13 protein-coding genes are annotated in these 11,820 nt (G+C 57.2%); 7 read left to right on the top strand and 6 right to left on the bottom strand.

Features of this window, described 5'->3' with window-relative positions; genetic code table 11:
• Positions 1–161 precede the first annotated feature (161 nt).
• Positions 162–860, bottom strand: coding sequence for an aspartate/glutamate racemase family protein (locus tag LOY51_RS09265; RefSeq protein WP_258645847.1), 699 nt, complete (start codon positions 858–860; stop codon positions 162–164).
• A gap of 130 nt (positions 861–990) precedes the next feature.
• Between LOY51_RS09265 and LOY51_RS09260 the strand changes: the two genes are divergently transcribed.
• Complete coding sequence (locus tag LOY51_RS09260; RefSeq protein WP_258645844.1) at positions 991–1,863, top strand: LysR family transcriptional regulator; 873 nt, start codon at positions 991–993, stop codon at positions 1,861–1,863.
• A gap of 72 nt (positions 1,864–1,935) precedes the next feature.
• On the opposite strand, the gene LOY51_RS09255 is transcribed toward LOY51_RS09260, so the two are convergent.
• From LOY51_RS09255 to LOY51_RS09235, 5 genes are all read right to left on the bottom strand, one after another.
• A complete protein-coding gene (locus LOY51_RS09255) occupies positions 1,936–2,514 on the bottom strand; it encodes a hypothetical protein (RefSeq protein WP_258645842.1) in 579 nt (192 codons plus the stop codon).
• A 244-nt stretch (positions 2,515–2,758) separates the two neighbouring features.
• Positions 2,759–3,391 carry a response regulator gene (locus LOY51_RS09250; RefSeq protein WP_258645839.1) on the bottom strand — a complete coding sequence of 211 codons (633 nt, stop codon included), beginning with the start codon at positions 3,389–3,391 and terminating at the stop codon, positions 2,759–2,761.
• Positions 3,392–3,423: 32 nt separating this feature from the next.
• Positions 3,424–4,770, bottom strand: a complete 1,347-nt coding sequence (locus tag LOY51_RS09245; RefSeq protein ID WP_258645837.1) for a cache domain-containing protein — start codon at positions 4,768–4,770, stop codon at positions 3,424–3,426.
• A gap of 108 nt (positions 4,771–4,878) precedes the next feature.
• Complete coding sequence (locus LOY51_RS09240) at positions 4,879–5,082, bottom strand: YbdD/YjiX family protein (RefSeq protein WP_258645834.1); 204 nt, start codon at positions 5,080–5,082, stop codon at positions 4,879–4,881.
• Between the two features lie 13 nt (positions 5,083–5,095).
• Positions 5,096–7,153: a carbon starvation CstA family protein gene (locus LOY51_RS09235; RefSeq protein ID WP_258645833.1), complete on the bottom strand. Its 2,058-nt coding sequence runs from the start codon at positions 7,151–7,153 to the stop codon at positions 5,096–5,098.
• Between the two features lie 320 nt (positions 7,154–7,473).
• Between LOY51_RS09235 and LOY51_RS09230 the strand changes: the two genes are divergently transcribed.
• The 6 genes from LOY51_RS09230 (at position 7,474) to LOY51_RS09205 (ending at position 11,796) form a co-directional block, all read left to right on the top strand.
• Positions 7,474–8,259 carry an SDR family NAD(P)-dependent oxidoreductase gene (locus LOY51_RS09230; protein ID WP_064491855.1) on the top strand — a complete coding sequence of 262 codons (786 nt, stop codon included), beginning with the start codon at positions 7,474–7,476 and terminating at the stop codon, positions 8,257–8,259.
• A 61-nt stretch (positions 8,260–8,320) separates the two neighbouring features.
• The gene (locus LOY51_RS09225; protein WP_258645830.1) at positions 8,321–8,881 is read left to right on the top strand and encodes a TetR/AcrR family transcriptional regulator; all 561 of its coding nucleotides are present in this window, start codon (positions 8,321–8,323) and stop codon (positions 8,879–8,881) included.
• Positions 8,882–8,975: 94 nt separating this feature from the next.
• Complete coding sequence (locus LOY51_RS09220; RefSeq protein ID WP_258646615.1) at positions 8,976–9,317, top strand: carboxymuconolactone decarboxylase family protein; 342 nt, start codon at positions 8,976–8,978, stop codon at positions 9,315–9,317.
• Positions 9,318–9,364: 47 nt separating this feature from the next.
• Positions 9,365–10,036: a DsbA family oxidoreductase gene (locus tag LOY51_RS09215; RefSeq protein WP_258645828.1), complete on the top strand. Its 672-nt coding sequence runs from the start codon at positions 9,365–9,367 to the stop codon at positions 10,034–10,036.
• Between the two features lie 67 nt (positions 10,037–10,103).
• Positions 10,104–10,670 carry an OsmC family protein gene (locus LOY51_RS09210; protein WP_258645827.1) on the top strand — a complete coding sequence of 189 codons (567 nt, stop codon included), beginning with the start codon at positions 10,104–10,106 and terminating at the stop codon, positions 10,668–10,670.
• Between the two features lie 28 nt (positions 10,671–10,698).
• Positions 10,699–11,796, top strand: a complete 1,098-nt coding sequence (locus tag LOY51_RS09205; protein WP_258645825.1) for an alkene reductase — start codon at positions 10,699–10,701, stop codon at positions 11,794–11,796.
• Positions 11,797–11,820: the final 24 nt, after the last annotated feature.

The following is an 11,820-nucleotide window of genomic DNA, read 5'->3' as shown; positions in this document are numbered from 1 at the left end:
TTTGTCTAGGGCTTCATCGCAGGCAACTGGCCACGCCAGCGGCACTCCCCTGAACACGCGATGTCGGGCGAGTACCGACAACCTTCGAGATCTTACCGGGAGCACTGCGGCGTACAGCCCTTTCAACACTTGTCGACCGGGGCATGGCAGCGGAGATACGGCTAGGGTGCTTCACGTAGCGCGAAATCAATCCCCGCTTCAACATGAATGGCGGTCGAGTCGAAACCTGGGAGTGGGAGCTTATCCGTTTCCAAGATCAAGCAAATTTCAGTGCAGCCGAAGATGACGGAGTCGGCGCCTTCCGCCTTCGCTTGCTCGATCAGGTCGACCAGTACGGCTCGAGACTCCTCCCGCACAATACCCAAGCTGAGCTCGTTGAAAATGATGTCGTGGATCTGGCCTCGCCCTTCGGCATGGGGTACGAGGACCTCAATGCCATGTTTCTCCATACGGGCAGGATAGAACCCGTTCTCCATGGTGTAGCGCGTCGCTATCAGCAATGGCTTGCTGTGGCCACTTGCCTTGAGGCGTTCGGCCACAACGTCAACAATGTGGATGAAGGGCAATGGGGTTGCCGCGATCACTGCGTCGGCGACTAAGTGCATTGTCACAGCGCAGATCATCAGGCAGTCAGCACCGGCTTTCTCAAGGCTGCGAGCAACATCAGCCAGTTGATGTCCCGCCTCGTCCCACTGGCCAGCCTTCTGTTTATCGACGATGGTCTGGAAGTCCACCGAATGCAGCAGTATCTGCGCAGAGTGCAAGCCACCAAGCTGCTTGTTGATGCCTTGGTTCAGCGCGCGATAGTAAACCGCTGACCCTTCATAGCTCATACCCCCAATCAGACCGATCTTACGCATACGACTCTCTCCAGTTAGCACTAGCTTTGCCGACGTGTGGGCCGCGTTGATTGCAGCCTACGATTCCGTGAAAGTGTATGCTGCTGACATATTCTCTGATAATGAATAATCAGCATGCAGGATTCTCGAAATGAGAAACTTAGATCTCGACTCTCTGCAGATTTTTAAGGCGGTGGTCGATTACGGTGGCATCACAAATGCTGCTGCCCAACTCAATCGTGTGCAGTCCAACATCACCACCCGAGTGAAGAACCTGGAAGAACGCTTGGGTGTGACGCTCTTTCATCGCCAGGGGGGACGGCTCATGCCCTCCGATGAGGGTAGGTTGCTGTACCAATTTGCCGAGAAGCTGCTGCGCCTTTCCACTGAGGCGGAGACCGCGCTCAAGCGTGGCTCCCTTCGGGGCACCCTGTGTATTGGCACGTTGGAAAGCACCGCTGCAGCAAGGCTACCTCCGCTTCTATCGAGTTATCACGAGCGCTTTCCTGACGTTCAGATCGAGCTGGTGACCGGCTCAACTGACTCACTGATTGCAAAGGTACGCCGGGGTGATATTGAGGCCGCCTTCGTATCGGACCCCTTCACAACAGCAGGCCTGGATAGCCAAGAGGCTTTCGTCGAGGAGCTTGCGTTGATCGTCGCTAAGAACAGCCCAGTCCCCAGCGCGCGCGATCTTCAAGGTTCGACCATTATCGCTTTCGCCAGTGGCTGCTCATACCGACGGATACTTGAGGACTGGTTACATCAGTGCGAGGTCGTCCCGACACGATTTTTGGAGCTGGCTTCCTACCATGCCATTGCTGCTTGCGTAGCTGCGGGAACAGGTGTGGCAATCATGCCGCAGTCGGTGCTTAAGGCTGTCCAAGTTGAGAACTTGGTCCGGTCATTGCCATTACCACCCAAAGTGGCTCGCGTACAGACGCACCTCATCTGGAGGTCGGGTCATGAATCGAGCACACTGAGGTCTTTACAAGCTGAAACCGCCAGACATCGGCGGCAGTAGTGAATGGGTTGGACTTGTGGAGCAATTCGCGACAAATGGAGCGGCAATTGACCTTAAGAAGCCTAGAGAGTCCTACAGAGAGCTAGAGCGTCTTTTTACAGGCTTGATCAAAGACTCATGGAATTTAGAGACTGATTCGGGAATGGCGGAGTCAAGGTACAGCTCGGTTCGCCATACTCCGTTAGCAATCTCTGGAATTCCCATCTTTTTAAAGAAGGACCTGTAATGTTCAATTTTTTTGGTGTGGCTCTCGTGGAACTCCACGCACGTTGCATTCTGTGCCTTGAGAAAATACAGGATGGACTCGAGGAAAGGGCGCCCCAATTCCCGGTTTGTCAATTTTGGGTTGAGCGCGAAATGTTTTACCCGAGCAATGCCTCCTCCGTACATGGAGACCCCTTCAACCCAGCCGATTTCGATGGAGTATCCTTTTGCACTGCATCGGCATACCATGTTGGGCATGGCGCAGTACCCATGAGTATCGGGCAGATTATCGAATGGGGCCCGCCCATAGTAAGTAGTCCATTTTAACTGCTCGCCAAACTGGCCGAAAAAATACTGCTTATGGTGAGCAGACCATTCCTCAATCAGACTGGCTGGGCTAGGGGTTAGGCGGCTAAATGGCCTTTTCAGAAGCTCAAGGATTTTCATTTTCTGTTTGGTTATCGTTTTTTGTTTTTGTCTGAATCGCAGCAAATGGACGACCCAGAACGGGATTGAAAATCTCGGTTGGAGTTAGTTTACATTTGACTGGTCTTTTTAGGGAAGCTGTTTCGGCTTATTGCCTTCGCCGGCTGGTAGTGTATGTATATTTGGCAGGCGTGAATGGCTGCATCAGGCTGAGACACCTACTTCTAGGTGTCCACTCAAAGAGAGGGTCGGCGACGGGGCTTGCTTAAATCGAGATCAGGCCGTGCTCCAAGGCGTATTTTACGAGTGCCGCAGGAGTATCGATGTTGAGCTTACGTCTAATGCTTAGTCGATAGGTTTCAACTGTTCGTACACTGATATCCAGTTGACGGGCCACTTCCTTGTTGTTGTTACCCTTGGCGATCATCGAAAGCACTTGCAGTTCACGAGGAGTCAAATCGTGCTCATCGCGGTTACCCCCTGCGAGCTTACGAGTGATCTCCGAGCTGTAGAAGCTTCCTCCCGCGGCAATAGCGTCAATGGCAGCTATGAGTTCTGTAGAAGGCGCGTTCTTTAGCACGTAACCGAGTGCTCCCGAACTGATAGAGGTGCGTACATACTCCTGATTGTCGTACATGCTCAGCATGAGGATCTTGATATCCGGATAGAGGTCACGCAGCTTGCGCGTGAGCTCCAATCCATTCATGTCCTGAAGCCCTACATCGACCAAGAGGATGTCCAGCTCGGTGTTCGCCACCAATTCAATTGCTTGGGCACCTGACTCGGCCTGACCGACTACCTCGAAATGCGGGATCGCGCCTAGCAGAGCCTTGACGCCATCGCGCACAAGGACGTGGTCGTCGACCAAGGCAATTCTGACCGGGGGGGTTACGCTCATGGAGTTCTCAAGGGTTAGAGTGACGAGGCTGCTCAAGTGATCGTAACCGGTATCTGCACCTGCAGTTCGGTACGGCCGTAAGATGAGGTGATGCTAACGCTACCCAAGTGGTGATCCACTCGTTCGCGAATGTTCCTCAGACCGATGCCGTGGCTCTCGTCGGCTGCCCGAGTGTCAAACCCGACACCGTTGTCCTCAACCCGTAGCACAATCATGCCCTGCTGTAGTGAGACTGAGACGATCGCGGCGTTGGCTTTCGCATGGCGCTCAACGTTCGCCAGGGCCTCTTGAATGATGCGGAACAGTGTCAGTTTAAGGCCCGTATCGATGTCGGTGGCATCCATTCCACATTCATACCGGGTGTGAATCGAGGTGCGCAGCTCGAACTCAATGACATGTTGTTCGATGGCAGGTGACAGTCCCAGTGTGTCCAAAAGCGAGGGGCGTAAATCATGGGAAATGCGACGTATCTCGCCGATGGCGGCTCCGAGTCTCGAAGTTCCTTTGCGAAGATTTTCCAACCCCTCATTTCGGCCATTGGCCAGTTCGATGGCGGCCAGTTCGTACTGAAACTTGATTGATACCAGCTCCTGGCTGATTCCATCATGCAGTTCACGCGAAACCCGCGAGCGCTCCTCCTCCTGCAGGTTCACGATCCGTTGGTTGAGTGTGGAAAGCTTTCGGTCGGCTAAGCGATGCTCACTGACGTTCAGCATCAGGCCACCAGCAAAGATTACGAGCACGGCAACCAGCGAGAACGAGGCGATCGCCATCACTGTAGTCAGCACGCCCGAGGCCACCTCCTGGCGCGACTTGAGGGTCGCCACCTCGACATCGTCGATGTAGATGCCTGTGCCGAGCATCCAGCCCCAGCGATCGAGCATCACCACGTACGCCAGCTTGCCGGTGACCTGGCCGGTCGACGGCTTCTGCCAGTCGTACAGCTGGTAACCATCGCCTTCCCGGGCGCTCTTGAGTAGAGCCTGGATTACCGGTAATCCGTTTTTGTCGGTCAGCGTAATGAGGTCTTTGCCAATCAACTCGGCCTGCCTCGGGTGCATGAGATTTTTGCCATGCTGGTCGTACACGAAGAAGTAGCCATCAAGGCCGAAGTTAGCTTGGGACAGGATCTCCAAGGCGCGCTGGTGAGTCGCATCATCGTCGGTACTGCCTTCATACAACGGCGCGATGAGGCTCATCGCCAAGCTCAGGTAGTTTCTCAGCTCTGCCTTCTTCGACGTCATGATGCTGCTTTCCACCAGGCGGGCCTGTTCCTCCTCCAGCTTGCGGCTCTGAGCAAACACGAGGACGCAGATGAACAGCACCGAGAGGATCAGTGGCAGCACACTGAGGGTGACGATCTTGTGCTTGAGTTGCATGGACTTTTCCGAGGCGAGGAGGAGCTGGCGACGCCACTATGCGGGTTGCCAGCCCTGGAACGCGAGAGCGCCACGATGAGCGTGGCGCTCGCTTGCATCAGTAGACGCTCAGCAGCAACGAACGGGGCGTCCGTTGCCACCGCCGTAGCGCGCTTCCTGCCGTTCGCGGAAGAACGCCTCGTAGGACATCACCGGCTTGTCCGGGTGTTTGCCCTGCATGTGCTCCACGTAGGCGTCATAGTCCGGCATGCCGACCAGCATCCGTGCGGCCTGCCCCAGGTATTTGCCCATCTTGCTCAAGTCATTGAACATGCTGGCAGGCTCCTCAGGCATCTGGTTGTGGCTGGAACGGCGACTCCTTGTCGGTACGTTCGGGTATGACCCAGGCCTGGCGGCCGACCTTGATCGCGAACCAGAGGATGCTCAGGACCACCAGCAGGAACAGCGCGGTCAGGGTCGCGTTGGTGTAGGCGTTGAACACCACGTGCTGCATCTGCGCCAGGTCCTTCGCTGGGGCCAGTACCTGGCCCGCGGCGGCGGCGGTGCTGTACTTGTTCGCCAGGGCCAGGAAGCCCATCGCAGGGTTCGGGTCGAGCAGCTTGATCAGTCCGGCCGTGGTGGTGCAGATCAGCAACCATACCGCCGGTACCAAGGTGACCCAAACATAGCGCTGACGCTTCATGCGGATCAGCACCACGCAGCCAAGCATGAGCGCGATGCCCGCCAGCATCTGGTTGGAGATGCCAAACAGCGGCCACAGGGTGTTGATGCCGCCCAGTGGGTCGATCACGCCCTGGTACAGCAGCCAGCCCCACATGGCCACGCAACCGGCGGTGGCGGTCAGGTTTGCGGTCCACGAGTCGGTCTTCTTCAGCGCAGGCACGAAACTGCCCAGCAGGTCCTGCAGCATGAAGCGGCCGGCACGGGTACCGGCATCGACTGCGGTGAGGATGAACAGCGCCTCGAACAGGATCGCGAAGTGGTACCAGAACGCCATGGTGTTCTCGCCTGGCAGCGCCTGGTGAAGGATCTGTGCGATGCCCACGGCCAATGTCGGCGCGCCGCCGGCGCGGGCCAGGATGGTGTGTTCGCCGATGTCCTTGGCCGTCTGTTGCAGAACCTCAGGGGTGATGGTGAAGCCCCAGCTGCTGACGGTGGCCGCGACGCTGGTGACATCCGCACCGACCAATGCAGCCGGGCTGTTCATGGCGAAGTACACGCCCGGCTCGATGACCGAGGCGGCGACGATGGCCATGATGGCGACGAAGGACTCCATCAGCATCGCGCCGTAGCCGATGTAGCGCGCGTGGCTTTCATTGGCCAGCAGCTTCGGCGTGGTGCCCGAGCTGATCAGTGCATGGAAGCCGGACACCGCGCCGCAGGCGACGGTGATGAACAGGAACGGGAACAGCGCGCCCTTCCACACCGGGCCTGTGCCATCGATGAAGTGGGTCACTGCCGGCATTTTCAGGTCGGGAGCGATGACCAGGATACCGATCGCCAGAGCGACGATGGTACCGATTTTGAGGAAGGTCGACAGATAGTCGCGCGGAGCCAGGATCAGCCACACCGGCAGCACGGCGGCGACGAAGCCATAGCCGATCAACATCCAGGTGATCTGCACGCCGGTGAAGGTGAACGCTGGGCCCCAGAAAGGATCGGCGGCGACGATCCCACCGAACCAGATTGAGGCGAGCAGCAGCACCACGCCGACCACCGAGATCTCACCGATGCGGCCTGGGCGGATGTAGCGCATGTACACGCCCATGAACACCGCGATCGGCAAGGTGGCCATCACCGTGAACATGCCCCAGGGACTTTCCGCCAGGGCCTTGACCACGATCAGGGAGAGCACCGCGAGGATAATCACCATGATTAGGAACGCGCCGAACAGCGCGATGGTACCGGGGATCGGCCCCATCTCCTCGCGCACCAGCTCGCCCAGGGAGCGGCCGTTACGGCGAGTGGAGATGAACAGCACCATGAAGTCCTGCACCGCGCCGGCCAGCACGACGCCGGCAATCAGCCAGAGCGTGCCGGGCAGGTAGCCCATCTGCGCAGCGAGCACTGGGCCCACGAGGGGGCCTGCGCCGGCGATGGCGGCGAAGTGGTGCCCAAAGAGGATGTGCTTGTTGGTCGGGACATAGTCCAGGCCATCATTATTGAGCACGGCGGGGGTAGCGCGCGTGGCGTCCAGTTGCATCACCTTGTTGGCGATGAACAAGCTGTAGTAGCGGTAGGCAATCAGGTAGATGGCGACGGCAGCGGTCACAATCCAGAGAGCGCTGATGGCTTCGCCTCTGCGCAATGCCAGGGTGCCTAGAGCAAACGCACCCAGCAAGGCGACGGCGAACCAGGCAATTCGGGTAGCCAGTGTGGTCATCGAATTTTCTCCTGTCGCGGGTGGTAAACCCGGCGACGGCTTTTGTTGTTGTGTGTGCCCTGATAAGGACGGCGACACTCTCGCCGTCCTGCGTCCACAAGAAAATGCGCAGTACTACGGGCGCAGGCTACGTAGAACTACGTAGGCCGCGCCTCGAAAAAGGGAATCTGATCCCGCTCCCTGCGCCGGCACCAAGCCTGTAGCACAACTCACCTGATTCGCTTCCATCCGGCTTCGCCGATCAGCGGTAGCTTGACACCCGTCAGATCGAAGAATAGTCTACCTACTAGTAGATAGACAAACGAACAGAGGACATCATCATGCAGTTCAAAGGTCGCAAGCTTCTGGTGGTAGGTGGTACGAGCGGTATCGGTCTGGAAACCGCACAGATGGTCGCCGAGCAAGGTGGTTCGGTGGTGATCGTGGGTAACCGCCCTGAGAAAGCCGAAGCAGCACGCCAACAACTGGCTGCCGTTGCTGGCGAAGATAAGGTCGTAGCCTACGCGGTCGACTTGACTGATTTTGTCAGTGTCCAGGCACTGATCGAGAAATTGGCCACCAGCCACAAGGACATTGACCTGATGGTCAATTCCGCGGGTATCTACTACCCGAAAGCCTTCATCGAGCACTCGCTGGAGGATTACGACAACTTCCTCAACCTGAACCGCGCTGTCTTCTTCCTGACCCGTCAGGTAGCAGCACAGCTGGTAGCACAGGGCAAACCCGGTTCGATCGTGAACGTCACTGCTGTGGCTGCGCGCCAAGCCGTCGAAGGTGTTCCAGCGTCGGCCTACTCCATGGCCAAGATGGGCCTGGATGCCCTGACCACGCACGCGGCAGGCGAGCTGGCGCAGCACGGCATTCGCGTCAACTCGGTCAGCCCAGGCATTGTGGAAACCAAGATCTTCGAGCGTTTCATCCCTGGTGAGCAATTGGCAGGTGCGCTGAATGATTTCAACAACTTCCACCCGCTGGGTCGCAACGGCACCCCACGTGATGTGGCTGAGTCCATTGTGTTCTTGCTCTCTGACAAAGCGTCTTGGGTGACCGGCGCAGTGTGGGACGTGGACGGTGGGGTCATGGCCGCCCGCAAGCAAGGGAAGTAAACTGGCTGAGTAGTGGCCGGAATCGCTCTTTTCTGGTCGGGCGACGAAGGCAGGAGAATGTATGGCACTGGCAACACGGGACGCGTTAATTCAAGCCGCTGAAGGACTGATGCGGACCAAAGGCTATGCGGCGTTCAGTTATGCGGACCTTGCTGATGCGGTTGGTATTCGCAAAGCAAGCATCCATTACCACTTCCCGACAAAGGAAGACTTGGGTATCGCGATCGTCGAAGAGTACGTTTCGCAAGTGCAGGCTGAGTTCGAGCGTATTGAGATCAATCAGAAAGGTGCGGAGGAAAGGCTCAAGGCGTTCTATGTGCTTTTCTACTCCAGCACTGAGGGTGGTCTTTTGCCTTTGTGTGGTGCGCTGGCAGCTGAAATGGCTGCGCTGCCAGATGGGCTTCAGCGCCTGACACGACGCTTCTTCGATGTTCAGTTGTCTTGGTTGACCAGAGTGATGGACGAAGGCATTGCCGCTGGTGAGTTACCCCAGGGGCGAGGGTCCAGAGAGAAGTCTTACTTGTTGCTCAGCATCCTTGAGGGCTCGAGCTTCATTAACTGGGCTACCAAGGATGGTGAGACTGTGAATATGGCTGTTTTACGGATGATCGCAGAGTACTGATCTCTGCGTATAAGAGGGCCGATACGCGACCTGCGTCGGCCCATTTTTTGGAAACTCTTACCTATCAACTAGTAGGGTGGTAATCATGTCTAGCATGCCAAACTGGCAACAAACCATCACCGACGTAAGCGCCCGCCTGAAAGAGTTCGGCGCACATTCGCCTGACACCCTGCGGGGCGTGGCAATGCTCGGTAACGCAGGTAGCAAAACCAATCATCTCGATGCCAAGACCCGTGAGCTGATCTCGCTGGCTGTCGCGGTCACCACACGCTGCGATGGTTGCATTGCATTCCACGCTGCGGAAGCCAAGAAGCTCGGGATCACCACCGAGGAGGTCGCCGAAGCTCTTGGTGTAGCCGTGAGCATGAACGCCGGTGCCGCAGTGGTTTACAGCACGCATGTCCTGGATGCCATGGACAGCAAACCTCAGAGCTGAGTGGCTTTCGCAGCTGATCCAGCAGAGACAGATAGAGAGGAGATTCCATGAAGAAAGTTACGGTTGAAGTCTGGTCCGACTTTGTCTGTCCCTGGTGCTGGATAGCAAAGAAGCGCTTGGAGAAGGCTATTGATGAGCTCCAGGGCGAGGTCGAAGTTGAAATCGTGCCGCGTGCGTACCGCTTAGCCAAAGGCATGACACCGATCTCTTTCAACCAGGCTTTGGTACAGAAAACCGGTAGCCAAGCTCGAGCGGACATGTTCATGGAAACCGTGCGAGACAGTGCTGCGCTTGAAGGGCTGGACTATCGGTTTGACTTAATGCGCTTCGGGGATACCTCCGCCGCCCACCAGTACGTAAAAGCGATTTCTGATCCGGCTCTGCAGACACGCTATGTCGAGCGGCTTTATCTGGCTGGAACGACTGAGGGCCAGGACATCTTCAACGAGCGAGTCTTGCGGGACTTGGCTGCTGAGGTGGGTGCAACCGACCTCGTTGGTTTCGATTCGGCGCAAGCCGCAATCCTGACTGATGAAGCAGCAGTGAACGGACTAGGTACCGGCATTCCGTTGTTCGTGATCAACGGCAACCGCTACATCTCCGGTGCACAGGAGCCGGCAGTGTTTACCAAAGTGCTCCGTGCTGCGATGGAAGAGCTTTCAAGTGATGAAGAGGCAATCAGTGCCACCAGCTGTTCAATCACTGGCTGCTCGCACTAACCAAGTGATCACCTTCGGGTGCCTCGTGATTTTGATCTTTTATCCACGAATTTAAGAGGATTTGAAAATGGACAAGCATCTCAACGGTATCGACATCGCTGCTCTGCAAGCCTTTGCACAGGGCGTCGCTGAGGATCCAGCCAAGCGTCACGCACGCTTCAAGATCAACACCAAGTGGGAACATCAGACCCGCACCGTGGCCACCGTCGACCGCTTTCACCTGAGCGGTACCGACTACCCACGAAATGTCCAGATCGCAGCTGATGAACCGCTGGAGCTGTTGGGTAACAACTCTGCCCCCAACCCACAGGAACTGCTGATTTCCGGTCTGAATGCCTGCCTCTCCGTTGGCTATGTGGTGAATGCGTCGGTCATGGGTATCACCATCCACAGCCTGGAAATCGAGACCAGTGGCGAACTGGATCTGCGTGGCTTCCTGGGAATGGACGAAAGCGTCAACCCAGGCTTCGACGAGATGAGCTACGTGGTGCGCATTCACACCGATGCACCTGCCGACAAGGTGGAAGAGCTGCATCGTATCGTTACCAAGACTTCCGTGAACCTTGCCAACTTCTCGAGGGCCATCCGCATGGTGCCCAAGCTGGAAGTTATCACTGGCCAAGCCGTTGTCTGATTCACGTTTTCGTTTGTAGAGGTAGATTATGAAAAAGCTGTTCTCCCCATACGACCTGGACGGCCTCAAACTGGCCAACCGCGTTGTGATGGCCCCAATGACCCGTACCCGGACGGAAGACAACGTGCCGTCCGAGTTGACCGCACTGTATTACGCGCAGCGTGCTTCGGCGGGCCTGATCATCACTGAAGGCTTGCCGATCTCGGACGAGGGGCGTGGTTACCTGTACACCCCAGGTATTTACACCGACGAGCAGACCCGCGCGTGGCGCGAAGTGACTGATGCCGTTCATGCCAAAGGCGGCAAGATCTTCGCCCAGCTGTGGCATGTGGGCCGCATGTCGCACGTGTCGCTGCAGCCAGGCAATGCTGCACCCGTTTCGGCGAGTGCCGAGCCAGCTGTCGGCACCACGGTTTACGCCTGGACTGGCCCTGGTGTAGCTGGCCCGGTTGCGCCGAGCGTACCGCGTGCGCTGACTGTCGATGAGATTCACCGTGTCACCGACGACTTCGTTGCCGCCGCATTGCGTGCGGTGGACGCGGGCTTCGATGGCGTGGAGCTCATGGCAGCCAACGCATTCCTGTTCGACCAGTTCCTGAGCAGCCAGATCAACACGCGTACCGACGAGTACGGTGGATCGATCGAAAACCGTCAGCGCTTCCTGCTGGAAACGGTCGATGCGATCGCAGACGCGATTGGTGGCTTCCGCGTTGGTGTGCGTATCTCTCCGTTCGGACGTCTGTACGACCTGCGCCCTTACCCGGAAGAAGAGGCGACCTGGAACAGCGTTGCCGCTGAACTCAACAAGCGCGAGGTGGCTTTCGTTCACGTGAACTACCAGCCAACGCTGGACGCGGTTCCATTCCCAGAGGGCTTCTACAAGCATTTCCGCTCGCTCTACAAAGGCACGGTCATCGGCGCCGGCGGCTTTACCGCTGAGTTGGCAGAAGCTGAGCTGGAAAACGGCGACCACGATTTGATCGCTTTCGGAACCTCGTACATCGCGAACCCTGACCTGGTCGAGCGGATGCAGAATGGCTGGCCACTCGCGACCAGTGACCACTCCACCTATTACGGTGTGATTGGCGCGAAGGGTTACACCGATTATGAGACCTACCAAGGATAACCATCTCGGTTGATCCACGGTGCT

The organism is Pseudomonas sichuanensis (genome assembly GCF_024749065.1).
Classification (GTDB): Bacteria; Pseudomonadota; Gammaproteobacteria; order Pseudomonadales; family Pseudomonadaceae; genus Aquipseudomonas; species Aquipseudomonas sichuanensis.
This window is presented reverse-complemented; position numbering and strand designations above follow the sequence as displayed.

Bases quoted from the DNA above. Each gene is read 5' to 3' on its own strand.
- LOY51_RS09220 (WP_258646615.1), top strand. From the start codon at position 8,976: ATGCCAAACTGGCAACAAACCATCACCGACGTAAGCGCCCGCCTGAAA.
- LOY51_RS09205 (WP_258645825.1), top strand. From the start codon at position 10,699: ATGAAAAAGCTGTTCTCCCCATACGACCTGGACGGCCTCAAACTGGCC.
- LOY51_RS09235 (WP_258645833.1), bottom strand. From the start codon at position 7,153: ATGACCACACTGGCTACCCGAATTGCCTGGTTCGCCGTCGCCTTGCTG.
- LOY51_RS09260 (WP_258645844.1), top strand. From the start codon at position 991: ATGAGAAACTTAGATCTCGACTCTCTGCAGATTTTTAAGGCGGTGGTC.
- LOY51_RS09225 (WP_258645830.1), top strand. From the start codon at position 8,321: ATGGCACTGGCAACACGGGACGCGTTAATTCAAGCCGCTGAAGGACTG.
- LOY51_RS09230 (WP_064491855.1), top strand. From the start codon at position 7,474: ATGCAGTTCAAAGGTCGCAAGCTTCTGGTGGTAGGTGGTACGAGCGGT.
- LOY51_RS09240 (WP_258645834.1), bottom strand. From the start codon at position 5,082: ATGTTCAATGACTTGAGCAAGATGGGCAAATACCTGGGGCAGGCCGCA.
- LOY51_RS09215 (WP_258645828.1), top strand. From the start codon at position 9,365: ATGAAGAAAGTTACGGTTGAAGTCTGGTCCGACTTTGTCTGTCCCTGG.
- LOY51_RS09265 (WP_258645847.1), bottom strand. From the start codon at position 860: ATGCGTAAGATCGGTCTGATTGGGGGTATGAGCTATGAAGGGTCAGCG.
- LOY51_RS09210 (WP_258645827.1), top strand. From the start codon at position 10,104: ATGGACAAGCATCTCAACGGTATCGACATCGCTGCTCTGCAAGCCTTT.
- LOY51_RS09245 (WP_258645837.1), bottom strand. From the start codon at position 4,770: ATGCAACTCAAGCACAAGATCGTCACCCTCAGTGTGCTGCCACTGATC.
- LOY51_RS09250 (WP_258645839.1), bottom strand. From the start codon at position 3,391: ATGAGCGTAACCCCCCCGGTCAGAATTGCCTTGGTCGACGACCACGTC.
- LOY51_RS09255 (WP_258645842.1), bottom strand. From the start codon at position 2,514: ATGAAAATCCTTGAGCTTCTGAAAAGGCCATTTAGCCGCCTAACCCCT.